This window comes from Roseateles sp. P4_D2 (assembly GCF_056401875.1).
Window position 1 is genome coordinate 59,250 of the sequence record NZ_JBFUIM010000002.1, and the last position, 23,255, is coordinate 82,504.

General features: G+C 69.5%; 20 protein-coding genes. 10 read left to right on the plus strand and 10 right to left on the minus strand.

The window, feature by feature from the left end:
• Window positions 1–7 precede the first annotated feature (7 nt).
• Window positions 8–1,489: an alpha/beta fold hydrolase gene (locus tag AC1DW0_RS03625; RefSeq protein ID WP_477944950.1), complete on the minus strand. Its 1,482-nt coding sequence runs from the start codon at window positions 1,487–1,489 to the stop codon at window positions 8–10.
• An 87-nt stretch (window positions 1,490–1,576) separates the two neighbouring features.
• On the minus strand, window positions 1,577–1,948 hold the full coding sequence (locus AC1DW0_RS03630; protein ID WP_457388417.1) for a hypothetical protein: 372 nt from the start codon (window positions 1,946–1,948) through the stop codon (window positions 1,577–1,579).
• Window positions 1,949–2,109: 161 nt separating this feature from the next.
• Between AC1DW0_RS03630 and AC1DW0_RS03635 the strand changes: the two genes are divergently transcribed.
• The gene (locus tag AC1DW0_RS03635) at window positions 2,110–2,979 is read left to right on the plus strand and encodes a type 2 periplasmic-binding domain-containing protein (protein WP_056201072.1); all 870 of its coding nucleotides are present in this window, start codon (window positions 2,110–2,112) and stop codon (window positions 2,977–2,979) included.
• Window positions 2,980–3,017: 38 nt separating this feature from the next.
• Here AC1DW0_RS03635 and AC1DW0_RS03640 read toward each other — a convergent pair whose 3' ends face one another.
• A complete protein-coding gene (locus AC1DW0_RS03640) occupies window positions 3,018–6,575 on the minus strand; it encodes an L-glutamate gamma-semialdehyde dehydrogenase (RefSeq protein ID WP_477944951.1) in 3,558 nt (1,185 codons plus the stop codon).
• An 89-nt stretch (window positions 6,576–6,664) separates the two neighbouring features.
• Between AC1DW0_RS03640 and AC1DW0_RS03645 the strand changes: the two genes are divergently transcribed.
• A complete protein-coding gene (locus AC1DW0_RS03645) occupies window positions 6,665–7,135 on the plus strand; it encodes an Lrp/AsnC ligand binding domain-containing protein (RefSeq protein WP_477944952.1) in 471 nt (156 codons plus the stop codon).
• Window positions 7,136–7,162: 27 nt separating this feature from the next.
• Here the strand turns inward: AC1DW0_RS03645 and AC1DW0_RS03650 are convergent, their stop codons facing one another.
• A complete protein-coding gene (locus tag AC1DW0_RS03650; protein WP_477945159.1) occupies window positions 7,163–7,453 on the minus strand; it encodes a DUF3592 domain-containing protein in 291 nt (96 codons plus the stop codon).
• A gap of 345 nt (window positions 7,454–7,798) precedes the next feature.
• Here AC1DW0_RS03650 and AC1DW0_RS03655 point away from each other — a divergent pair, with 345 nt between their 5' ends.
• Together AC1DW0_RS03655 and AC1DW0_RS03660 are read left to right on the plus strand one after the other, a co-directional pair.
• Window positions 7,799–10,864: a ligand-binding sensor domain-containing protein gene (locus tag AC1DW0_RS03655; protein ID WP_477944953.1), complete on the plus strand. Its 3,066-nt coding sequence runs from the start codon at window positions 7,799–7,801 to the stop codon at window positions 10,862–10,864.
• A 65-nt stretch (window positions 10,865–10,929) separates the two neighbouring features.
• Window positions 10,930–11,457, plus strand: coding sequence for a hypothetical protein (locus AC1DW0_RS03660; RefSeq protein ID WP_477944954.1), 528 nt, complete (start codon window positions 10,930–10,932; stop codon window positions 11,455–11,457).
• A gap of 30 nt (window positions 11,458–11,487) precedes the next feature.
• Here the strand turns inward: AC1DW0_RS03660 and AC1DW0_RS03665 are convergent, their stop codons facing one another.
• Window positions 11,488–12,183 carry a dienelactone hydrolase family protein gene (locus AC1DW0_RS03665; protein ID WP_477944955.1) on the minus strand — a complete coding sequence of 232 codons (696 nt, stop codon included), beginning with the start codon at window positions 12,181–12,183 and terminating at the stop codon, window positions 11,488–11,490.
• Between the two features lie 87 nt (window positions 12,184–12,270).
• On the opposite strand from AC1DW0_RS03665, the gene ribA reads away from it, so the two are divergent.
• Complete coding sequence (gene ribA, locus AC1DW0_RS03670) at window positions 12,271–12,876, plus strand: GTP cyclohydrolase II (protein WP_056201090.1); 606 nt, start codon at window positions 12,271–12,273, stop codon at window positions 12,874–12,876.
• Between the two features lie 93 nt (window positions 12,877–12,969).
• Here ribA and AC1DW0_RS03675 read toward each other — a convergent pair whose 3' ends face one another.
• The gene (locus AC1DW0_RS03675; protein ID WP_056201093.1) at window positions 12,970–13,173 is read right to left on the minus strand and encodes a hypothetical protein; all 204 of its coding nucleotides are present in this window, start codon (window positions 13,171–13,173) and stop codon (window positions 12,970–12,972) included.
• A gap of 293 nt (window positions 13,174–13,466) precedes the next feature.
• Between AC1DW0_RS03675 and AC1DW0_RS03680 the strand changes: the two genes are divergently transcribed.
• The gene (locus AC1DW0_RS03680; protein ID WP_477944956.1) at window positions 13,467–15,194 is read left to right on the plus strand and encodes an ABC transporter permease; all 1,728 of its coding nucleotides are present in this window, start codon (window positions 13,467–13,469) and stop codon (window positions 15,192–15,194) included.
• The gene (locus AC1DW0_RS03685) at window positions 15,191–16,489 is read left to right on the plus strand and encodes an ABC transporter ATP-binding protein (RefSeq protein ID WP_477945160.1); all 1,299 of its coding nucleotides are present in this window, start codon (window positions 15,191–15,193) and stop codon (window positions 16,487–16,489) included. Before AC1DW0_RS03680 ends, AC1DW0_RS03685 begins: the two co-directional genes overlap by 4 nt.
• Before the next feature lies 1 nt (window position 16,490).
• Here AC1DW0_RS03685 and AC1DW0_RS03690 read toward each other — a convergent pair whose 3' ends face one another.
• Window positions 16,491–17,012, minus strand: a complete 522-nt coding sequence (locus AC1DW0_RS03690; protein ID WP_477944957.1) for a DUF1697 domain-containing protein — start codon at window positions 17,010–17,012, stop codon at window positions 16,491–16,493.
• Window positions 17,013–17,152: 140 nt separating this feature from the next.
• On the opposite strand from AC1DW0_RS03690, the gene AC1DW0_RS03695 reads away from it, so the two are divergent.
• From AC1DW0_RS03695 to AC1DW0_RS03705, 3 genes are all read left to right on the plus strand, one after another.
• Entirely contained in the window at window positions 17,153–17,923 is a 771-nt protein-coding gene (locus AC1DW0_RS03695) for a DUF1521 domain-containing protein (protein WP_477944958.1), read from the plus strand.
• Between the two features lie 12 nt (window positions 17,924–17,935).
• A complete protein-coding gene (locus tag AC1DW0_RS03700; RefSeq protein ID WP_056201100.1) occupies window positions 17,936–19,033 on the plus strand; it encodes a hypothetical protein in 1,098 nt (365 codons plus the stop codon).
• 64 nt (window positions 19,034–19,097) lie between these two features.
• Window positions 19,098–19,751, plus strand: a complete 654-nt coding sequence (locus tag AC1DW0_RS03705) for a hypothetical protein (RefSeq protein ID WP_457388430.1) — start codon at window positions 19,098–19,100, stop codon at window positions 19,749–19,751.
• A 41-nt stretch (window positions 19,752–19,792) separates the two neighbouring features.
• Here the strand turns inward: AC1DW0_RS03705 and AC1DW0_RS03710 are convergent, their stop codons facing one another.
• Genes AC1DW0_RS03710 through AC1DW0_RS03720 form a run of 3 tightly spaced genes read right to left on the minus strand, consistent with a single transcriptional unit; the run spans window position 19,793 to window position 23,212 of the window.
• Window positions 19,793–20,515, minus strand: coding sequence for a DUF6683 family protein (locus tag AC1DW0_RS03710; protein ID WP_457388432.1), 723 nt, complete (start codon window positions 20,513–20,515; stop codon window positions 19,793–19,795).
• Window positions 20,516–20,541: 26 nt separating this feature from the next.
• Window positions 20,542–22,230, minus strand: coding sequence for a hypothetical protein (locus AC1DW0_RS03715; protein ID WP_457388434.1), 1,689 nt, complete (start codon window positions 22,228–22,230; stop codon window positions 20,542–20,544).
• Window positions 22,231–22,234: 4 nt separating this feature from the next.
• Window positions 22,235–23,212 carry a TolB family protein gene (locus tag AC1DW0_RS03720; protein ID WP_457388436.1) on the minus strand — a complete coding sequence of 326 codons (978 nt, stop codon included), beginning with the start codon at window positions 23,210–23,212 and terminating at the stop codon, window positions 22,235–22,237.
• Window positions 23,213–23,255 lie beyond the last annotated feature (43 nt).

Consider the following 23,255-nt stretch of genomic DNA (forward strand, 5'->3'; position numbering starts at 1 on the left):
GGGCTTGTCATCTTTCAGTGCGGATCGAGCCGACCTTTTCGAAGCGTGGCAGGGGCAAGGCGATGCGCAGGTCCAGGCCGGTTTCGCCGCGGACAAAGCGGCCCAACAGCGCTCTCATGGCTGCGTTCCCGAACACGTCGAACTGGTGCGCCGCGTTTTCCACGACGACCAAATGCGCCTGCGGCAGCGTGGCAGCGATTTCCTGTGCGTTTTCCACCGGCGTGCGTGCATCCAGGTCGCCCACCAGCATCAGCGTGGGGACCGGAACCGCGACCGGCTCACGGAACGCGTCCCCGATCTGCCGCGCGTTCCATGCAGCGTACAGATAGCGCCCCGGGAAATTCATCGTGTCGCCGAGCAGGGCGTTGCCGGCCTCGCCCTCGATCCGTGCGCTGCGCGCCGCACTCGCTCCGGAGCTCAGGTCCGTCATGTGCTTCATGGCTGAATCGATGCCGAATTGGCGCCGCAGCAAGAGGGTCAGCTGCGCCACGCGCCGGAAGTTGCCGGCACTCATCTCCTGCACGGTGGCGGGGAGTGTCGCGACCGCGCGCGGATCGCCGAGGGTTTGCGCGATCGCCCACTGCACGTCCATCGCCCCGATCACCACCTTGGCTTCCTGCCCGGTGGCCGGATCAGTCACAGCCACCTCCACCGGCGACTGCGCCAGCCCGGCGATGACGGCGTGCAGTTGCCCGGTCATCCCAGGCGCGCCCGCACGTTCGCCGATGCGCAGCAGCACCCGATCCACCTGCGACGGCAGCTTCCATGTGTGATCCGGCCCTTCCGGGCTGATCAAAACCATGCGCTCGACCGCGCCCGGGTGGCGCCGCGCAGTGGCCAGCGCCAGGTGGGTGCCATAGCTGCGGCCCCACAAGGTCACCTTGCCATAGCCGAAGGACTGGCGCACCGCATCGACGTCGTCGGCGCTTTCCTCGGTGTTGTAGGCCTCCAGGCGGATGCCGCGCCCACGCATCTCTGCGGCGACGGCACGCGCTGCTTGCTCCATCAAGGGCAGCCAGGCGGCGACCGAGGCCGGCCTGTCGAGTGGCAAGCCATAGCGCATCGTGGCGCGCAGATTCGGGGTGGAGGCGCCCACGCCACGCTGGTCGATGCCAACCAGGTCGCCATCGATGAACTCCGCCAGCGCCGCGCCACCATGCCTGGCCAGATCGATCACCTGCCTGACGCCGGAATCGCCGGGGCCGCCCGCCAGGATCACATGGGCCTTCTCGGCGTCGGCACCGGCACGCCGTACACGCACCACCGCCAATTCAATGGCAGGACCTTCCGGCTCTGAACGCAACTCCGGAACCCGCACGCGCCCGCGAGTAACCACGAACGCGGTGCCATCCGTGGCGATCAGTGGTGCATCCTGGGGATCGATGAGCGTAGTTGGCGCGGCTGCGCCCACCAGCGGCAGCCATAGCGCGAACACGGCGAAGCGGGGCGCCAGACGGGCCATGGAAATACCGGCATTGAGTTCCTTCATGAATCCTCCTCGTTGCAACCTGTAGTCGGAGGATCCACAAAAAGGTTCATCGCGCCGCGCGCTCAGGCCTGGCCTGGGCGCGCGGGCTCAGCTCGCAGGCCGGCGGCGGCTCTCGAGGAGGCGGATGCGCGCCTGCAGCTCGGCCAGCTCGCGATCACACTCCTGCGCCTTGATCGCCTCGATCTCGCCGTGGATGCGGCGCAGCTCCTGCAGTGGCGCGGACGCGGCCTGGGCCTCGGCCGGCTGCCGCTCGGCCATCTCGATCAACAGCTGGGTGATCACGCCCAGTTGGTCGCCGTAGCTCGCCACGTCGAAGGCCCGCGCCTCGATGCGCGCGTTGCCCGCCTGGGGTTTGATGCCGGCAAAGAACCAGTCCAGGCGCGGCTCGATGTCCTGCGCCACGTCGCCGCTGAAGGGCAGGCGCAACTGCGGCGCCCAGAGCCAAAACCATGGGAACATTCTTTTTCTCCCTTGCACGCCGAACGGCTGGCGTGTGGGGAGATGGTGGCGTACGGTCGCGCGCATGGCAAGCTCGCCTCCCGTCATGGCCCGCCGGCCACCATGCTGCTCACCGCGATTCCTAATTGGCTCTCTGAAAAATGCGTGATTGCAGGCAGTCGGTGATCCACATCGCAAGCCGGGCGTTAGCCCTGGCCAGCGTGGCACTGCTAGGGTTTGGCGGGTTCGGCGCGTCGGCCGAACCTTCGCCTGGCGCACCGCAGGTCGTGACCTACCCCTCGTCCGGCGCCGCCGGCGACAAGCGCGGCGACTACTACGCCAGCCTGCTCAAGCTGGCCTTGGGCAAGGCTGACGGCCACTTCGCCGTGCAACCTTCCGCGAAACCGAGCGTGGCCGTGCGAGCCTTCGTGAGCATGGCCGCCGGGCAGGATATCGACGTCGTCTGGGCACCGACCACGGTCCAGCTCGAGCGCGACTATCTGCCCGTGCGGATCCCGGTCGACAAGGGCATCCTCGGCTGGCGCATCTTCCTGATCGGCGAGGACGACCGAGGCCAGTTCGAGAGCATCCGTTCGCTGGAGCAGCTCAAGGCGCTGCCAGCCGGGCTGGTCAGGGAATGGGTCGACACGGGCGTCCTGCAGAGCAACGGCCTGCCCGTCGTCGCCGCCGCGCGCTACGAGAACCTGTTCACGATGCTGGCGGCGCAGCGCTTTCGCTACCTGCCGCGCGGCGTCGGCGAGATCTACGGCGAGTTGAGCAACTACGGCCACCTGGGCCTGGCCGTTGAATCGCACCTGGCGCTGCACTACCCGATGTGCAGCTATTTCTTTGTCGCCCGGCAGAACACCGAGCTGGCCGAGCACATCGAGCAGGGCCTGCGGCGCGCGCAGAAGGACGGGTCGTTCGAGCAGCTCTTCCAGCAGTTCTTCGGCAAGGCGGTGCAGGCCGCAAAGCTCGACAAGCGCCTGGTCTTCGAGCTGGACCACCCCACCGCGCCGGCGACCTGCCTGCGAGCCCCAATCCCACAATGACGCCGCATTGATGCCGCAGGCCGCTGCGTCAAGCGCCCTCAGCGCACCCCTGCCAGCAGGGCCGCATTGCCCCCAGCTGCCGCCGTGTTGACCGTCAGCGTCTGCTCGGCCGCGAAGCGGTAGAGCTGGCGCACATGGCCGGCGCCAGTGACCAGCGGCAAGATGGCCCCAGCCCGCGTGGCCAGGGCTTGCGCGAGCACATGGGCGGCCGCGGAGTCGGACGATGCCAGCGCGACGCCAGCGAGCTGCGGCGCGGCGAGCAGCCCCGGCAGCGTCGCGTCGGGCAGCAGCGTCAGCGCGTTGACCGGCAGGCCGGCGCGCAGCAGGGCCTGGCGGGCGCGTTCGTCGCCGCCCAGCCAGATGGCGCTGTTGCCGGCCAGCAGGGCGCTGACGACCGCGGCCAGGCCCGCTTCGTCACGGCCGAGCACGGCGAAGACACCGCGCGCGTGGTGGCGCAGCGTGTTGCTCTCGCCGGTGGGGCCGGGCAGCACGATGTCAGCGAACTGCGCCTGCGCCGCGACGAACAGGCCGCGCAAGGCGAGAGCGGTCGGCGCGTCCAACGTGTCGGCAGCGCGACGCAGCGTGGCGATGCGCTCAAGCAGCGGTGTGTCGCGCCAACCGGCGTCGGCAGCCACGGCCAAGGCCTCGCTGCGGCCGTCCATCGCGAGGGTCGGCAAGGGCGCGTCGAGCTGGGGCTCGGCGCAGAAGCGGCGCAGGTAGTCGGGGCCGCCGGCCTTGGGGCCGGTGCCGGACAGGCCTTCACCGCCAAAGGGCTGCACGCCCACCACCGCGCCGATGATGTTGCGGTTGACGTAGACGTTGCCGATGCGCGCCTCGTCGGCCAGGCGCTGGGCGCGGCTGTCGATGCGCGTCTGGATGCCCAGCGTCAGGCCATAGCCCAGCGCGTTGATCTCCTTGATGACGTCGTCGACCGAGTCCTCGAAGCGCACCACGTGCAGCACCGGGCCGAAGATCTCTTCGCCGAGGTGCGACACGCGCGGCAGCTCGAAGGCGACGGGGCGGATCTGGCGCGGCATGGCCTCGGCCACCGGCGCCTCGGCCAGCAGCTTGGCGTCGCGCTTGAGGCGCTCGACATGCTTGCTGATGTTGGCATGGGCCTCGTCGTCGATGACGGGACCGACGTCGGTGGCAAGTTGCGCGGGCTGGCCGACATGCAGCTGCGACAACGCACCCTTGAGCATCTCGATGACCCCCTCGGCAATGCTGGACTGCACGCACAGCAGGCGCAGTGCCGAGCAGCGCTGGCCGGCGGAGCGGAAGGCCGATTGCACGACGGCGTCGATGACCTGTTCGGGCAAGGCCGTCGAGTCGACGACCATGGCATTGAGACCGCCGGTCTCGGCGATCAGCGGGATCGGCGAGTTGGGCTTGGCGGCGAGCGCCTTGTTGATGATCTGGGCCACGGCCGTGGAGCCGGTGAAGCAGACGCCGGCCGTGTGCGCATGGGCGACCAGGCCGGCGCCGACGGTCTCGCCGGGGCCATGCAACAGCGCCAGCGCATCGGCCGGCACGCCGGCGGCGTGCAGCAACTCAACCATCTTCAGCGCGACATAAGGCGTCTGCTCGGCGGGCTTGGCGGCGACGGCATTGCCGGCCACCAGTGCGGCGACGACCTGGCCGGCAAAGATCGCCAACGGGAAGTTCCACGGGCTGATGCAGACGAAGACGCCGCGGCCTTGCATCAGGCTCGCATCGCTTTCCGCCTGGTCGGCGTAGTAGCGCAGGAAGTCCACGGCCTCGCGCACCTCGGCGACGCAATCGGCTTGCGTCTTGAAGGCTTCCTTGACGAGCAGGGCGCAGAACTCGGCCAGGCGGGCATCGAGGTCGTCGGCGGCGCGGCGCAGGATGGCGGCGCGCTGGGCAACGGGCGTGCCGTTCCAGGCGGGGAAGCCGGCGTGCAGGCGTTGCATCGCAGCGTCGACTTCAGCTGCCGAGGCCTCGGGGACGGCACGCACAGGCGTCGTCTCCAGCGCGACCTGCAGGGCCACGCGCTGGGCCGGCGCGGTCAGGTCGGCGCCGGTGGAGTTGGCGCGGCCGCGGCCTTCGCTGTCCAGGTAGAGGGCCGGCGGCAACGGCAGCGCGCTCGTCGCACGCACCTCGGCCAGCGGCGAGCCGAGCAGCTCGGGCACCTGCACGCTGGGGTCGGCCAACTGGTGCACGAAGGACGAGTTGGCGCCGTTTTCCAGCAGGCGGCGCACGAGATAGGCCAGCAGGTCGCGGTGCTCGCCCACCGGCGCGTAAACGCGGCAGGGGATGCTGCCGTCCTTCAGCACCTCGCGGTAGACACCTTCGCCCATGCCGTGCAGGCGCTGCATCTCGAACGGCGCGCCGGTGGCGCGGGCCATCTGCACGATGGCCGCGATGGTGCCGGCGTTGTGGCTGGCGAACTGCGGATAGATGACGTCGGCATGCTGGATCAGCGCGCGGGCGCAGGCGAGATACGAGACGTCGGTGTGCTGCTTGTGCGTGAACACCGGGTAGTGGGTCAGGCCCAGCTCCTGGGCTCTCTTGATCTCGCCATCCCAGTAGGCACCCTTGACCAGGCGCACCATGAAGCGCAGGCCGTGCTTGCGCGCGATGGCCGCAACTTCGTCGACGACGGCCAGGGCGCGCGACTGGTAGGCCTGCACCGCCAGGCCGAAGCCGCGCCAATGCGGGTAGTGGGTGGCGATGCGCGCGGCCAGCGTGTCCAGCACGTCCAGCGACAGCTCCAGGCGGTCGACCTCCTCGGCATCGATGGTCAGGTTGATGTTGGCCTCGGCAGCCAGCTCGATCAGCGCCCACACGCGCGGCAGCAGCTCGGCGAAGACGCGCTCGCGCTGCAGCACCTCGTAGCGGCTGAACAGCGCGCTGAGCTTGATGGAGATGCCGTCGGAAGCCTCGGGCGATGCGGCGCGCTGGCCCGCTGCGATGGCCTTGATGGCGCCGACATAGGCCGCGTGATAGCGCAGCGCATCGGCCTCCGTGCGGGCGCCTTCGCCGAGCATGTCGTAGCTGAAGCGCAGCTGCTTTTGCTGCTTGCGCGCCGAATCCGCCTCGCTCATCGCCTCATTGATGTTGCGGCCGAGCACGAACTGCCGGCCCAGCAGCTGGATGGCGCGCACGGTGGCGGCCACCACCGTCTGCGCACCCAGGCGCTTGAACAGGCCGCCGTCGTCATCCGCGCCCGGCAGGAAGCGCTTGGACATCGAGATGGCCGAGGCCGACAGCGCGGCCAGCATCTTGTGCGGGCTGCCTTCACTGGCGCCGTCGAAGTCGGCGCGGCCGAGCTGGTCGGCCGTCAGCGCAATGGCCGTGGGCGCGTCGGGCACCCGCAGCAGCGCCTCGGCCAGGCGCATCAGGGCCAGGCCTTCGGCGCTGGTGATGGGGTATTCGCGCAGCAGCGATTCCATGGCCCAGAAAGGCGCCGGGTTCTTGCGCACCTGCTCCACCCAGGGCGCGGCCATGGCGATGACGCCAGGCCAGTCCAGCGCGCCGCCGACGCGCTCGGCCAGGGCCTGCACGACCCCATGCTCGGCCCGGTAGGGATCGGGCAGACGGGGCTGTTCGGTCGGGGCGACGAAGGGCGTGGGCATGGCGGAGCTCCTGGTGAGGTTTCGCACTCTATCGACGCTTCGCTTGGATTAAATTCCAAGGATTACAGGAACGGCCGACAAAAATCCCGATGGACGACGAAACCAAACTCGACAAGATCGACGCCCGCATCTTGCGCGTGCTGCAGGCCGATGGGCGTATTTCCAATCTCAAGCTGGCCGAAGCCGTGCACCTGTCGCCCACCGCCGTGCTGGAGCGCGTCAAGCGCCTGACGCGCGACGGCTTCATCCTCGGCTATGAGGCGCGGCTGAACCCGGCCAAGCTGGGCGCGGCCATGCTGGTCTTCATCGAGGTGCACCTGGACCGCACGGTGATGGACGTGATGGACAACTTCAAGGCCGCCGTCCAGGCCCGCGCCGAGATCCTGGAGTGCCATCTGGTGGCCGGCGGCTTCGACTACCTGCTCAAGACCCGGGTGCGCGACATGGGCGCCTACCGGGAGTTCATCGGCAGCGTGATCTGGACCTTGCCAGGCGTGCGGGAAACGCGGACGTATGCGGTGATGGAGGAGGTGAAGGCGACGAATGCGCTGGCGTTCTAGCAGCGGGCCGACCGGACCATCGAGGCGTCAAGAAGCGTCATGAAGGTGCGCGAAATCGACCAGGATGGAAACGTGCGGGTGTGAAGGCAAGTAGCACACGCGTACGGACTGGCCCGAGACCAAGTTCACCATTCCGCTCATTCGGCGTTCCACGCTAATGGGCTGTGAAGCACCATCAGGCCAATAGCGATACACGACGGTGGTCACTCGCCCATCCCGACGGTTCTCCAATATTTGCCCCTCTACGTTTAGGCCCGTCTCAAGAATTCGTTTGTTGGCTGCAGCCCTGCCTGCACGATGTAACCCCGCGAGAACCATGAGCACAGCGAGGCCAATGAGAGGGAACCAGATTCGATAGTCCACTGCAGGGCACTCCTTGGCGTTGGTGGTCGCCGGCTGCCAAATGCAGCCGGGCGCAATCTGACGATGGCTGCAACCGCCTTCATCTTTTCATCCGCCGTCTGAATTGCGCAGTCAGCCGCTGACGGAACGAACTTCTGCGGCCCTGTTTCGGGCGGAGCCACACTGCGAAGCTAATCAGCCCGATCCGGACTTGCATTTTTAACCGCCGCCCATCTGTGCGCGCGACGCGAGCCCGGGTAAACCGGGCGCGCGCCACCCCGGCTCGCCTTGGACAATGCGGGTTTGCTCAACACGCCCTCCATGATCTGCCGCGTCCTGACGCTGGCCCTCTGCCTGCTCAGCGTGCTGGCCTGGGCGCCTGCGGCCCGGGCCGATGCGGGCGCGCTGGAGCCCCAGTTCGCCACCGTACCGGTGCCACGCGACGTGGTGGGCAGCCTGGCCCAGGACAAACAAGGCCTGATCTGGATCGGCACCAGCGACGGCCTGGCGCGCTTTGACGGCTACCGGCTGCGCGCCATCGAGCGCGAGGGCGCCACGGCCGTGCAGCGCAACCTCGGCTGGGTGCGCTCGCTCGCACCGGCCGCCGACGGCGGCATGTGGATAGGCACCGAGGTCAACGGCCTGGCGCGCTACGAACCTGCGTTCGACCGCGTGCGCATGCTGGGCAGCGGCAGCGAGCGCGCCACGCCCATCCGCGCGCTGGCGGAGGACGACGCCGGCCGGGTCTGGGTCGGCACACTGGGTCAGGGCCTGCTGCGCTTTGAGCCGAAAACCGCGCGCTTCGAGACCGAGCCGCTGCGCGTCGACGGCGAAACCGAGCGCCGCGTGCTGGCGCTGGCCGTGGGCCGCGACGGCGCGCTGTGGGCCGGCCACTGGCGCGGCCTCGCCCGGCGCGACGTGCAGGGCGGCTGGGCGGCGCTGGCCTTGCCCGACAACGCCATCGTCGGCATCAGCACCTTGCTGGAAGACCGCGCGGGCCGGCTCTGGTTCGGCAGCGTGGACGGCCGCGTCGGCCGCATCGAGGCGAACGGCCAGCCGCGCTGGCTGGCGGCGCGCTTCAAGGGGGGCGTGCAGGCACTGGCGCAAAGCGCCGACGGCACGGTCTGGGCCGGCCTGAACGACGGCATCGCCTGGCTGGACGGCGACAGCGGCGCGCTGCTGCGCCAGTTGCGCCACAACCCCCACCTGCCCGGCGGCCTGGCCGGCAACGACGTCAACGTGCTGCTGCGCGACCAGACCGGCACCATGTGGGTGGGCGGCTACGGCGTGGGCCTGCAGCGCCACCAGCAGCACCCGGCACTGGCCGTGCGCGGCCCCGACGCCGACCCCCGCAGCCCCCTGGCCAGCAGCGACCTGCGCGGCCTGCTGCCCCGCCGTGACGGCCTGCTGATGGTGGCCACGCACAGCGGCCCGGTGGCCCTGCTGGACGCGCAGCTGCGCACCGTCGGCGGCTGGCCGCGTGAGGCCGACACGCCGGTGGACAACCTCGCCGAGGGGCCGGATGGCAGCGTCTGGCTGGTGGCCAACGGCCGCCTGGAGCGCCGCGAACCGCGCAGCGCCCGACTGCTCGCCAGCTGGGCGCTGGAGGGCGGCCGCGCGCATCGCGTGCTGGTATTACCGAGTGGTGAAGTCTGGGTGGGCATGCAGGACGGGCTCTACCGCCTGCCTTCGCCCCAGGCCCGCATCGAGCGCGTGCGCCGCGCAGATGGCGAGCCGCTGCGCGGCGGCGTGCATGCGCTGCGCGTGGAGGCCCGCAACGGCCAGCTCTGGGTCGGCGCGCTGGCTGGCCTGTTCCGTTGGGACGGCCAGCGCCTGGCCGAGGTGCAGGGCGCGCCCGGCGAGGCGCTGGGCTTTCCTGCCGTGCTCGGTCTGCTGCACACCCGCGACGGCAGCCTCTACGTGGACACCGCCGTCAGCGGCCTGCACCGGCTCAAGGGCTACGACGAACAGGGCCGCGCGCGCTTCGAACGCATCAGCGAGCGCATGGGGGCGCCGGGCCGGCCCTTCGGCGTCAACCTGCACGAGGACGCCAAGGGCCGGGTGTGGAGCCAGCAATCCGTCTACGACCCGACCGCCAACCGCCTGGACGAGCTCTCCGGCGCCGAGGGCCCGCCAATGGGCACGCCGCGCTTCTTCGCCGACGCCGCCCTGCCCGACGGCCGCCTGCTCTTCTGCGGCAGCCGCGGCCTGCTCGTCATCGAGCCGCTGGCCTTCATGCCTTCGCGCTATGCGCCGCCGGTGGTCGTCAGCAGCCTGCGCCGCGATGGCCAGCTCTTCCAGCCGGACCAGGACCTGAAGCAAGGCTTGAAGCTGCCGGCCGGTACCCGCAGTGTGGCCGTCGAGTTCGCCGCACTGGACTACATCGACCCGGCCAAGCTGCGCTACATGATGCGCCTGGCGGGCTGGGACGCCGAATGGACGTTCACCGACGCCAGCGCCCGCTTCGCGAGCTATGGCGGCCTGCCGCCGGGCCGCTACCGGCTGGAGGTGTACGCCACCAACCATCACGGCGTGTGGGGCGACCGCCCGCTGCTGCTCGACATCGAGCTGCTGCCGGCCTGGTGGCAGACGCGCTGGGCCCAGGCGGCCGCCGCGCTTTCTTTACTGGGCTTGGCCTGGCTGCTGTTGCGCTGGGGGGTGGCGCGGCGCACCGCACAGCTGCGCCGACGCGAAACGGCGCTGCAAGCCCTGGTGGAGCAGCGCACCACGGAGCTGCGCGAGGCCAGCACCACCGACCCGCTGACCGGCCTGCGCAACCGCCGCTACCTGGACTCGCGGGTCACCTCGGACCTGCAGCTCTGCCTGCGCCACTACACCGAGCCGCGCCACAGCAACCCCGACCGCCACCGCGACGACGAGGCCGACCTGCTCGTCATGCTGATGGACCTCGATCACTTCAAGCGCATCAACGACCGCCACGGCCACACCGCGGGCGACCAGGTGCTGGTTGAGTTCGCCCGCCGGCTGCGCATGGTCTTCCGCGAGAGCGACGTGCTGGTGCGTTGGGGCGGCGAGGAATTCCTGGCCCTGGCCCGCGGCGGCGCACGCAGCGGCGCCACCGAGCTGGCGGCACGCTTCAACGCCGTCGTGCGCGAGCAGGCCTTCATGCTGGCCGACGGCCGCACGCTGCCGGTCACCGTGTCCATCGGCTTCGCTGTCTTCCCTCTTGACCCCGAAGCGCCTCGGGCCTGGGATTGGGACGCCACGCTGAGCCTGGCCGATGCCGCCCTCTATGCCGCCAAGGCGCAAGGCCGCGACGGCTACCTGGGCGTGCTGCGCGCCGATGGCCTGCGGCCCGATGAACTGGCCCTGGACGCAGACACCTGGCCGGACGAGCCGCGGCTGCAGGTGCGGCGCAGCGACTGAGCGCCAAGGCGGGCGGCGAGCGTGGCCAGCGCCGCAAAATGCGCGTTTTCAAGACGACCCATCCCATGATGCATCGCACCCTCACGCTGACGGCCTGCCTGCTGGCCAGCTTCGCCGCCGAGGCCGTGTCAACGACCGCGCAGATCACCGCCCAGTCGGCGCTGCTGGGCGTGCAACTGGCCGCCAAGCAGCGTGAGGCCAAGGGCGGCCTGCCCGCCGCGCAGAACGCCTGCATCCAGGCCCTGCAGCCCAGCGAGTTCTACGAGACGACCGAACGGGTGGTCACGATGTCGCTGAGTGCCAGCGAAGTGGCGGCGGCCGACCGGTTTTTCAGTTCGGTCCCGGGACACAAATACGCCAGGCACGGCTTGCTGGGCATCTACACCGCCCTGGGCGAAAAGGCCCCCGAGCCGCTGCCCGCCATTTCGGCAGCCGAAGTCAAGGCCATCGAAGCCTTTGCCGCCTCGCCGGCCGGACAAGCCCTGCTCACCCGCCAGGTCCTGCAATCCCCGGCGGCCCGCGAGGCCTATGACGGCCGCGCCCGGGAGCTGGTCACGCGCTGCCAGGCCGTCAAGCCCGATCGCGCGGACTGACGTGGGTCTCGCGAGCTGGGCGCGCGACGCTCAGCCCAGGTGCTTGCCAAAGAACCGCATCGCCCGGTCCCACGCCTGCTGCGCCCACACCGCGTCGTACTGCGTCTTGGCAATGCGCCCCGGCCCCTGTGCCGTCTCGTTGGCAAAGGCATGGTGGGCCAGATAGCGGTGGCCTTCGTAGCGCGCACCGACCTCGGCGAACTTCGCTTCCAGGCCGTCCACGCCGGCAATCGGGAAGGACTCATCCTGCGTGGCCCAATGGGCCTGCAGCGGCATCTTGATCTTGCTGGCGTCTACATATTCCAGCGGCGGCATGCCGTACCAGATCACGGCGGCGTCGGCCTCGGGCACCATCGTCGCGGCCAGCACGGTCAGCGCGCCGCCCATGCAATAGCCGGTCACGCCGACCTTGCCGCTGCCCAGCTTCAGGTCTTTGAGGTAGTGCACCGCGCCGCGCACGTCCTGCGAGGCGGCGTCGCCAAAGTTCAGGTCCGTCATCAGATGGCCGGCTTCCTCGGCCTCGACGGTGCTCTTGCCGCGGTAGAGGTCAGGCACCAGCGCCGTGAAGCCGGCCAGCGCAAAGCGATCAGCCACGCCACGGATCTGGTCGTTCAGGCCCCACCATTCCTGGATGACCACCACGGCGCCCAAGGGCTGGGCGGCCTCGGCGAGATAGCCGGACACAGGGGCGCCATCGGGGCGCTTGAACTGAACGGTCTGGGCCATGCGTGTCTCCTGAAAAGCGGCAGCCTAACCTGCGCGACACGGGGTTTTCCCCGGGGCGGCGAGAATGCCCCCTTGAAGCCCCACACCATGAAGATCGAACGCATCGTCTCTACCCGCCTGCCAACGCCCTATGGCGAGTTCGTCATTCACGGCTTCCGTGAGGACGACAGCGGGCAGGAGCATGTCGTGCTGAGCCTGGGTGAGCTGACCGGTGACGAGCCGCCGCTGGTGCGCGTGCACTCCGAATGCATGACGGGCGAGGTGTTCGGCTCGCTGCGCTGCGACTGCCGGCCGCAACTGCAAAGCGCGATGAAGCGCATCGCCGACCTGGGCCGCGGCGCCATCGTCTACATGCGCGGCCACGAGGGGCGCGGCATCGGCCTGGTGCAGAAGCTGCGCGCCTACGCCGAGCAGGATGCCGGCGCCGACACCATCCAGGCCAATGCCCAGCTGGGCCTGCCCATCGACTCGCGCCGCTACGACGCCGCCGCCTGCATGCTGCGGTCCCTGGGCGTGCAGCGCATCCGGCTGCTGACCAACAACCCGCTGAAGATGGCCGCCCTGGCCGAGTTCGGCATCGACGTCGTCGAACGCGAAGCCTCGTTGACGGAGCCGGGCCCCGACAACGAGAAATACCTGCGCACCAAGGCCGAATCCATGGGTCACCATGACCTCGGCCACCTCTTCGAATAAGGCAGGCCCCCTGCGCGGCAGAGGGCCTGGTCGGTCGATGGGCTAAGGCGCCGGTGGCACCTCACGGCGCCGCGCCCTCAGCCCCTTGCGCAGTCAGCGGTTCTTGGAACCCTGCTGGTTGCTGGGCTTGCTTTGCTGGTCGCGACCGGCAGAACCACCCCCTTGCTGGGGCGTCTGACTGCCGCCACCGGCCTGGCTTTGCTGGCCAGGGCTCTGGTCACGGCTCTGACCACCCTGCTGGATGTTCTGACCGCTTTCGGGCTGCTGCTTGCCGGATTGGCGTTGCTGGTTGGACATGGCTGTTCCTTCACTGTGAGCCTGGGCGGCACCCCATTGCGCCGCCGCGTCAACAACCTTAGGCCGCAGGCAAAAGATCCCTGTAGGAGAAGGCGCCGGATACATCGTCAAGTCGCAAGCCGGGGAGACGAGTTGTGCCGTTAGGCGACAAGGCAGATTCAAGCCGCCAGAGCTGCAACCAGTCGTAGTTCTTCGGCGCAGCGCTGCAAGCTGGGCGCAAGCTCCGGGGCGGCGCGCTTCACACCCGCCTTACGTGCCCGGACTAGGCTGCGCGGTCCTGTTCGCCCGCCACCATGTCCGACCGTCGCTTCTTCCCCCGCCCCGCCGTCGAGGCCGCGTTCAATCGCTGGGATTGGGCGCTGCTGCCCCTCGTCCTGGCGGTGCTGGTGCTGCTCGCGATGGCCGCGGCGGCGATGGCCCGACCCTTCCACCTTGGCGTGCCCCTGCCGCTGAGCCTGGACGTCGCCTATCTGCCTTATTACCTGCTGCGCACCACGCTGCGCATGTTCCTGGCGCTCGCCGCCTCGGTGGTGTTCGCCTGCGTGTTCGCGGTGCTGGCGGCCAAGGTGCGTGCGGCAGAGAAGGTGCTGGTGCCGCTGCTGGACATCCTGCAGTCCATCCCCATCCTCGGTTTCCAGGCGATTGCGGTCGCGCCCTTCATCGCGCTGTTCCCGGGCAACCTGCTGGGCGTGGAACTGGCCGCGCTGTTCGCCATCTTCACCTCCCAGGCCTGGAACATGGCCTTCAGCCTCTACCAGTCGCTGCGCACCGTGCCGGGCGAACTGCAGGAGGCGGCGCGCATCTTCCAGCTGTCGGGCTGGCAGCGCTTCTGGCGGCTGGAGCTGCCCTTTGCCATGCCCAACCTGCTGTGGAACATGATGATGAGCATGAGCGGCGGCTGGTTCTTCGTCGTCGCGTCGGAAGCCATCTCGGTGGCCGGCCAGGACATCAAGCTGCCCGGCGTGGGCTCCTACATCGCCGTGGCCATCGAAGCGCGCGACCTGGGCGCCATCGGCTGGGCCATCCTGGGCATGCTGGTCGGCATCCTGCTGTACGACCAGCTGTTCTTCCGGCCGCTGCTGGCCTGGGCCGACCGCTTCCGCTTCGAGGAGGGCAGCAGCGAGCAGGCGCCGCAGTCCTGGCTGCTGACCTGGCTGCGCCGCACCCAGCTGCTGCAGCGCCTGGGGCAATGGCCGGGGCGCTGGATCACGGCCAGCTTCGCGCCGCTGAAGAAGAGCTACGACGGCCGCTCCATCCGCGCGCGGCCTGAAGATCCGAACCCGCTGTGGGCCCGCGCCTGGGACGCGCTGCTGGCCGCCCTGGTGCTGTTCGCCGTCTGGCGTCTGGTCAGCTTCATCCACACCGAGGTGGGCTGGGGCGAGGCGGCGCATGTGTTCAAGCTGGGCCTGTTCACGCTGGCGCGCGTGCTCGCGCTGATCGCCGTGGCGTCGCTGATCTGGGTGCCCATCGGCGTGTGGATAGGCCTGAACCCGCGCATCGCCGGCCGCGTTCAGGCGGTGGCGCAGTTCCTCGCGGCCTTCCCGTCCAATCTGGTCTTCCCGGTCGCCGTCCTCGTCATCGTCAAGTACAGGCTCGACCCCGACCTCTGGCTGTCGCCCCTCATCATCCTGGGCACGCAGTGGTATCTGCTGTTCAACGTCGTGGCCGGCGCGTCGACCATCCCGACCGAGTTGCGGCTGGCGGCCAAGAACCTGGGGCTCAAGGGCTGGCTGGCCTGGCGGCGCTATCTGCTGCCGGCCATCTTCCCGAGCTTCGTCACCGGCGCCATCACGGCCAGCGGCGGCTCCTGGAACGCCAGCATCGTGGCCGAGTACGTGAGCTGGGGCGACACCCACCTGCAGGCCCAGGGCCTGGGTAGCTACATCCAGCAGATGACGACGGCGGGCGACTTCCCGCGCATCGCTTTAGGCATCGGCGTCATGTGCGTCTTCGTCATGGCGATGAACCACTGGGTCTGGCGTCGTCTCTACCGTATCGCCGAGGAAAGGATGCATTTCTGATGACGACGTTGATCGAACTGACGGGCGTCGCCAAGGGCTTCAAGTCCAACGACGGCAGCCTGCGCTCGGTGCTGGAGGGCGTGGACTTTCGCCTCGACAAGGGCGAGATCGTCGCGCTACTGGGCCAGAGCGGCTCGGGCAAGAGCACGCTGCTGCGCATCATGGCCGGGCTGATCCCCGCGGACGCTGGCGACGTGCGCTACGGCGGCCAGCCGCTGTTCGGGCCGGCGGCCGGCATCGCGATGGTGTTCCAGAGCTTTGCGCTGTTCCCTTGGCTCACCGTTCGGCAGAACGTCGAGCTCGGGCTGGAGGCGGCCGGCGTGCCGGCGGCGGAACGTGAGCGCCGCGCGAACGAAGCCATCGAGCTGATCGGCCTGGCCGGCTTTGAGGGCGCCCTGCCGCGCGAGCTGTCAGGCGGCATGCGCCAGCGCGTGGGCATGGCGCGGGCCCTGGTCATGCAGCCGGCCGTGCTGCTGATGGACGAGGCCTTCTCGGCCCTGGACGTGCTGACAGGCGAGCGCCTGCGCAACGAGATCCTCGTCCTCTGGGACGGCGGCCAGATGCCGACCCAGGCCATGCTGGTCGTGTCGCACAACATCGAGGAGGCCGTCATGATGGCCGACCGCGTGCTGATCTTCGCCAGCAACCCGGGCCGCGTGCGCGCCGAGCTGCCCATCACGTTGCCACGCCCGCGCAGCGCCGACAGCCCGGAGGTGCGCCTGCTCATCGACGAGGTCTACCGGCTGATGACGAGCGCCACTCACGTGGCCGGCACCGTCGAGGAGGCGCCCAAGCCGCATCTCAGCGACCGCCTGCCCGAAGCCGACGTCGGCCGCATGGAGAGCCTGCTGGAGCTGCTGGCCGACGAGCGCTTCAATGGCCGCGCCGACCTGCCCCAGCTGGCCGAGGAGAGCGAGCTCACCGACGAGGCCATGCTGCCGCTGGCCGACGCGCTGCACCGCCTGGGCCTGGCCCAGCTCAGCGGCGGCGACCTCCTCGTCACGCCGCTGGGCCAGCGCTATGTCGAAGGCGGCCACGAGTTCCGCCGCGAGATCTTCGGCCAGCAGCTGCTCGCGCATGTGCCACTGGCCACCTTCATCCGCGCCAGCCTGGAGCAGGAAGCCCACGGTGAGCTGAAGGAGGAGCCCTTCCTGAAGCTGCTGATGGACAGCATGGACGCCGCCGAGGCCGAGCGCGTGCTGCGCGTGGCCATCGAGTGGGCGCGCTATGGCGAGGTCTTCGAGTACGACTTCCACACCGGCCTGATTCACCTGCCGGAGTCGGGCGAGGACTGACTCAGGCCGCGGCGCACTTGGCCACGGTGTCCCAGGTGCGCGTCGTGATGGTCTTGCCGAAGGTCTTCTCCAGCAGGTGCATGAAGACCGGCCCCTTGGCCTCGGGCACATAGCTGCAGAACACCTCGCCGCCGTCCAGGCCCAGGATGCAGGCTTCGCCGTGCGTCACCGGCAGCTCGACGGGGCTCTCGGCAAGCGGCTCGCGCAGGAAGGTGACGACGCGCTTGGACCCGGGCTTGAGCTTGAAGGCGGCGAAGGGATCGGCCTTGATCAGCTGCTGCAGATGGGCCGTCGACCGCACGGTGGTGGCGAAGCTGTAGCCCTGGCCATCCAGCATGGCCTTCTCGGCGCGTTTCTGCAGCGTCGCGTTAGCGGCCGAGCGGGGCGTTGAGAACACGACGTTGCCGCTGCTCAGCAGCGTCTTCACGTCGGTGAAACCCGCCTCCTCGAAGCAGCGCTTGAGGTCGGGCATCTTGGCGTTCATCGGGCTGACGCCACGAAGCAAGGCGACATAACGAGGCATGGGTGCGAAGTATGACCCCGCGCTTGCGGCCAACCCTAGCTGCGGCTGCCCCGAATTGCGGGCGGCCGCAGCTAGCGGGCCTGGCCGAGTCCGAATGCAATGGCAACGCGACTGAGACACACCCCTGAGGAGAACGCGCCATGACCACCATCCAGACGGCCAGCAGCATCTCGCTGACCGCCACATCCTCCGTCCCGAACACCAACCCGACCCACGCCAGTACCCAGATGAAGGGTGGCCAGGCCGTGTTCGAGAACGACAACTACCGCATCACCGCCGGTGACAACAATACCGTCAACATCTTCAACAAGAAGACCGGCGAGACCTACAACATCTGGGGCGACCCGCACGTCAACATCGACGGCAAGCATGCCTTCGACTTCTACGGCACCACGACCTTCAAGCTCGAGGATGGCACCAAGGTCACCATCGAGACCACGCCCTGGAATGCCGGCAACGGCATGACCCTCGCGAGCAAGGTCGCCATCACGAACGGCGACTACGGCGTCGAGATCAGCGGCGTGGACACCAACAAGGTCGGCGACCTCAAGATCGACGAGGCCGCCGGCTGGGGCGCCGTGCTTGACTGGACGCACAAGGACGGCAATGTGCTTCAGGAAAACCCGGCCGGCGCCGGCTTCCTGGGCGTGGACGCCAACGGTGACATCCACAAGGTCGACCAGGCCTACATGAACAAGACCGACCTGCAGCTGAACCCGGGCCTGGACCCAGCCACGCAACAGCGCGGCAGCGATTTCCTGCGCAACGCCCTCAGCCTGTTCAGTGGCCTGCTGTCGGCGTCGCTGAGTGGCGCCTTCCTGGGCTCGCTGTCGGATGCCGGCGAAAGCCGTTCGCACTCGACGCGCGACGCCCACCGGTTCTCGCTGACCGTGATGCGCCTGGACTTCTGAGCGGAGGCCGCCATGCTTGCAGTTGATGCAGTTTCGAGCGGCCGGCAGACGCCGGTCGCCCGCGATCCCGCAGCGGAGGTCGTCAGCCGGGCGACCGACCCACGTACCGGCGTCGTCGACACCCAGCGCCTGGCGACCTGGGTGGTCGACGCGCGCAAGAGCGACCCGCAGGCCGCCGAGTCGGCGCATGCCGCCATCGAGCAGCACCTGCTGGCCTCGGGGCACCCCGGTGACGTGGCTCACTACAACCAGGATGTGTTGCAGGCCGCGCGCCAGAGCCTGCTGCCCGACCATGCACCCGGCGGCCTCTGGGCGGCCGGCCAGGGCATGCTGCAGCAAGGCAGCAAGCTGCTGATCGACAACCCCATCCTGATCAAGCGATGGGAAGCGACGACCAGCGCCTGGACGGGCAAGGGCGGTTTCACGCGCGGCCTGACCGAGCTGCTGACCAGCAACGGCATCCAGGTCGGCCAGACCGTGCATGCACCGCCGCCCGGTTCGCTGGGCCGCACCTCGGGCATCGCTTCGCCGGTGGCCAACAACACCAACGGCGCGCTGGCTCGCGACGCGATTGCCGACCGCTGGCGCGCCGCGGGCGCCCAGGTGCGCACCGAGGTGCCGGTGCAGAACGGCGCGCGCGTGGTGGACGTGGTGGCCGAGCCCCCGGCGACGGACCCGCGCATGCGCCAGCGCATCGACGTCGAGTCCAAGGTGGGCCGCACGGCGCTGGACAGCGACATCCGTGGCCAGGTGGCGCGCGATGTCGAGGCCCTGAAGGTCAACCGTGGCCTGCGCGGCGCCGGCCAGCTGCTGGAAGGCGTGGGCAAGGTCGCCCGGCCCGTCGGCGTCGTGCTGGATGCCATTTCGCTCGGCCAGGCCTACCAGGCCGACGGCAACCGCATCGGCGAGAACACCGGGCGCACCGCCTCCGGCGTGGCCGGCGGCGCCCTGGGTGGCTGGGGTGGTGCGGCCCTGGGCGCGACCATCGGCACGGCCATCTTCCCCGGCGTGGGCACGGTGGTTGGCGGCATCATCGGCGGCATTGGCGGCGCCATCGCTGGCGATGCTGGCGGCCGTGGCATCTTCGATACGGTAAAAGGCTGGTTCTGAACCGGGCTTGTTCCGAATGGACGGCCTCTCGAGGCCGTCCATTTTTATTTCGCGCTTGCTGACCATGCCGAATCTGATCCAGCGCTGGCTTGCCGGCACTAAAGCGTCCACCTGGGACCTGAGCGACTACCCCGCCTATGAGCTGCCTCACCCCGGCTCCGGCCGTGCGCTGAACGAGAGCCAGGCCCAGGCCAACTGGGCCTACTTCCAGGCCACGCTGAACGAGCGCCAACGCCTGCTGCGCGACTGGCTGCTGGCGCATGAAGGGCCCGATCCGCAGGCACTGCAAGGCGTGGTCTATGCCAAGGCCTTGAACGCCTGGGCCAAGGCGCATTGGCCGCAGCTGCCCGCCTTCGCCAGCCTGCCTCAGCACAAGCCCTGGCCGGACTGCCAGCGCAGCGGCCCCTTCATCGTCAACAGCCTGCTGGGCGACCTGGGCGTGAGCCTGGGCGAGGCGATCCGCCACGCCAATGGCGACTGGCACTGGGGCCTGAACATGGACGCCATCGACCTGGCCGACAACATGGCCACGGCGCGCCGCATCGTGCTGCTGGCCGATCTGAAGCACCCGACGCCGCAGGCCCGTGAGGCCGTGCTGGACCTGGAGGCCCTGCTCTTCGCGGCCCACCGTTTCCCCGACTCGCCGGATTTCGTCTACCTGGACTCCTGGACCCGGACCGTGGCCGACGCGATCGCCGGCGGCTATCACGACACCTGAGGCCGGCCGCCGTGGCGGCATGCCTGCTGAGCCGCCCTTCCTCAGCGCGCCACCAGCCCTTGCGGCCCGATCTGGATGCGCTCCACCCCGAGCCCCAACGCCGCCTCGAGGTTGGCCTTGGCCGCATTGCGGAAATTGACCTCCTCGTTGGGGTTGGGCTTGCTGTTGAGGTGCTCGCGGTAGACCACCATGAAGGTGCCCACCATGGCCAGCTGCTCGAACATCGCGCGCTTGGCGGCCGGGCTGCTCTGGGTGAAGGCGGCGTTCTGGCCCAGCATGCGTTGCATCTGCAGCACCAGGGACTTGAAGTGCTCGTCGGGCACGGGCTGCTGCATGAAGGCGGTGTAGTTGCCGGCGATGAAGGCCGCCACGCCGGCCGCGGCGTCATTGGGCGTCAGGCCGAGCTGGGTCTCGAGCTTCTGCCAGAAGACGAAGGACTCCTCATACGCCTTGGTCATGGCGCCGCGATGCGCCGCGGGGAAGCGCTGCGCCAGCTCGGTGGCCGACTGGCGCACCTGCGCCGGCCCGTTGGTGACGAGGGGCGCGTTGAGGGCGGCCAGCGCACTGGCCGAGGTGACTGCGGGCGCCGCGCTGAACACCGGAGCGGCGGGTGCCGCGCCGCCACCCGCACCGGGCTTGGCGAGCATGGTGCGCATCTGCTCAGCCAGGCTGATCGAGGGGGCGACCTGAGCGGTGGCCGCGCCGGCAGCGCCGACCAGGGCCGCCAAGGCCAGACGAAGAACAAGGGATCGCAGTCGGGGCATTTGAAACTCCAGTGGAAAGGTCGGGGTCATTTGTCGAGGACGAGGCTGCCGCTGCCCACGTAGACGGTCTTGTTGTCGTCGTGCACGGGAAAGCTGAGCAGGCGCTGCTGGTGGCCGTCGTCGTAGTCGAGGGTGAGGACGAAGCCGCTGAGCTGGTAGCGGCCGCGGCGGCCGGCGCCGTCGTCCTGCTTGCGCGAGCTCACCGCGCCCGCCGTGCCAAAGGGCGTGCCCACCGTGCCGCCGCCGGTGCTGCTGCTGCCCTTGCCATCGCCATGGGCCGAGCCGGCAATGACCGTGTTGTTGAGCGTCGCGGCCAGCGTGCCGGTGCTGGACAGCGCGCTGTAGCTGCGCTCGAAGCGGCCGTCGCGCATGAAGCGCAACGTGGTGCTGGACGACCTGCCGCCAAGGACCAGGCTGCCGGTGAACGTGCCGCGGGTGAAGGATCCCTCCAGCCGCGTGTCCTTGGGCCAGGGCCGCACGGCGTGATGCTTCTCGGCCTGCCAGGCGCCCGCGGGGCGGCCGTCATCGTCCTGCGGCTGCATTTCGCAAGGGCACGTAGGGCCGGGCACGGCTCGGCCCTGGGGGCTGACATCAACCTTGCCGCTGGCGCGCCAGCGGCCCCAGCGCTGCGGCTCCAGCTGGCGCGACGCGACAACGTTGAGCTGGTCGGGCGGCATCTCGGTGCGGTGGTAGACCGTGCCGTCACGCAGCAGGAAGCGCACATCCTCTTCCCAGCGCGTGCCGCCATTGAAGTTGCTCTCGCCGTGGATGACCACGGCCGCCAGGTCCTTCTCCGCCAGGCCGCGGCCCGGCAGCGTCGTCACGCGCTGCAGCACCGCCCGTCTGCGCAGCATCGGCGCCTGCGGCAGCGGCGACGGCGTCAGCCCCGCCGGGTTGGCGACCAGGGCCGCGTCGGCCAGGTCCAGGGAGTTGTCGTTCAGCGACGTGACGACACCGCGCAGCACCACCTCGCGGCCCACCCAGGGCTCGGCGTCGAACTTCAGGTGGATGCGCTGCTCCACATGCCGGTCGCCCTGCTGCTGCACCAGGAAGAAATGCGTCGGGCGGTCGATCTCGCGCGCCACGCGGCCCTTGACATAGACAACGCCGAGCTTGCGTTGCGCCTCCTCCTCGGAGATCACCAGCCAGTGGCCTCGCTGCACCGTGAGCGCGGGGATCTGGCTGGGCAGCAGGAACTGGCCCCGGGCCGCCTCGGGCGCGATCGCCAGCGGGCCGGGGGGAGCCACCAGGTTGGCTTTCACCAGCGCCAGTGCCACGGCACGGGCCTGCGGATACAGCGTGCCCACATCCATGGCCGGCGATTGCCAGTCGCGCGCCAACGCCGCGCAGGCCTGCTCGGGAGAGGGGTCGTTCAGCACCCGCTCGCGCATGGGCTCGGTCAGGCGCGTGAACGACGGGATGCTGCTGCTGCGCTGCTGCATGCGGGCCACGACCATGCGCAGCGGGGCCAGCTGGTGCCGCTCGCGCCAGGCCACCCAGGCGTCGCGCATCGGCGCAGCCGACGCCACGCCCATGTCCTCACAGGCGCCCAGCGTGGCTTCGGACATCACGTCCAGGCTGACGGCTTCGACGAGTTGCTGCACCGCCGCGGGATCGCTGGCCAGCGAGCGTTCGTCGGGCGCCGACTGCGCGGTGCCGGCCATCAGCAACACGGCGGCGGCGGCCAGCGCCGGCCGAGCAGCGATCAAGGGCATGCCTTCAGCGCGTCCAGGCCGCGAGCGGGCAGCCGACGGTCGTTGTCGAGCCATCGGGCCGTTTCAACGGGAACTGCCGGGCGTCGCCCGAGGGCGGCACGGCCACCACGTTGGACGCAGTAGCCTCGGCGTACCAGACCGTGCAGCTGCCGCGGCAGGTGGCGGCGGTGCAGGACACGCCGGTGTCCTTGGCAAACGCCACATAGCGGCTGTCCGGCGACCAGACCGCGCCGGCGATCAGGTCGTTCCTGGTGAATCGGCGCAGGTTGGAGCCGTCGACGTTCATCATCCACAGATCGACGCCGGCGATCGAACCCGTGTCGCGCATCGCCGCCAGCTGCACGAGAGCCTTGCTGCCATCGGGGCTGACATACACCGCCTCGGGCACGCGCGCCTCGGGCCAGCGCACGGTGGCGACACGTTGCTCGCCGCGGCCCGGCAAGACCCGGCTGATGTCGCCCGAGGGCTGCACGCGCAGCAGCGAGCCATCGGGCATCCACGACAGCGCGTCGGGTGTCTTGCTCGGTTGCGTGGCGTACAGCAGCCGGCGCGAGTCGAGGTCGTAGACGATGGCAGCACGCGGTGCAAAGACCGTCTTGCCCCACGACGCCAGGATCTGGTTGCTGCCCAGCGGCGAGGGGCGAACGCCGTCCGCTACATAGCCGTCGACGACCTGGTCCATCAGCACACTGCGGTCGCTGGTCCTGCGCACCGTCAGGTGGGTTTCGTCGCCGCCGGCGCCCTGCGAGCTGTGGTCCCGCTGGATGAAGCGGCTGCCGTCAGGCCAGGGCGAGCGCCACTTCGCGTTGTCCACCATGGTGGCAGCGCCGGAGTTGGGATTCAGCGCGAACGTGCCCTGCGGGTTGCTGAGGTCGCTGAATGAATGCCAGACCGTGCCTGGCAGTGCAGCGGCAGCCTGCGCGGCCATGACGGCGCCCAGGCAGGCCAGCGCGGCGGCGAAACGACGACGGTTCTCAGGCATCGGGGGCGAGGGCTCCAAATGGAACAGGCGACTCCAAGAATCG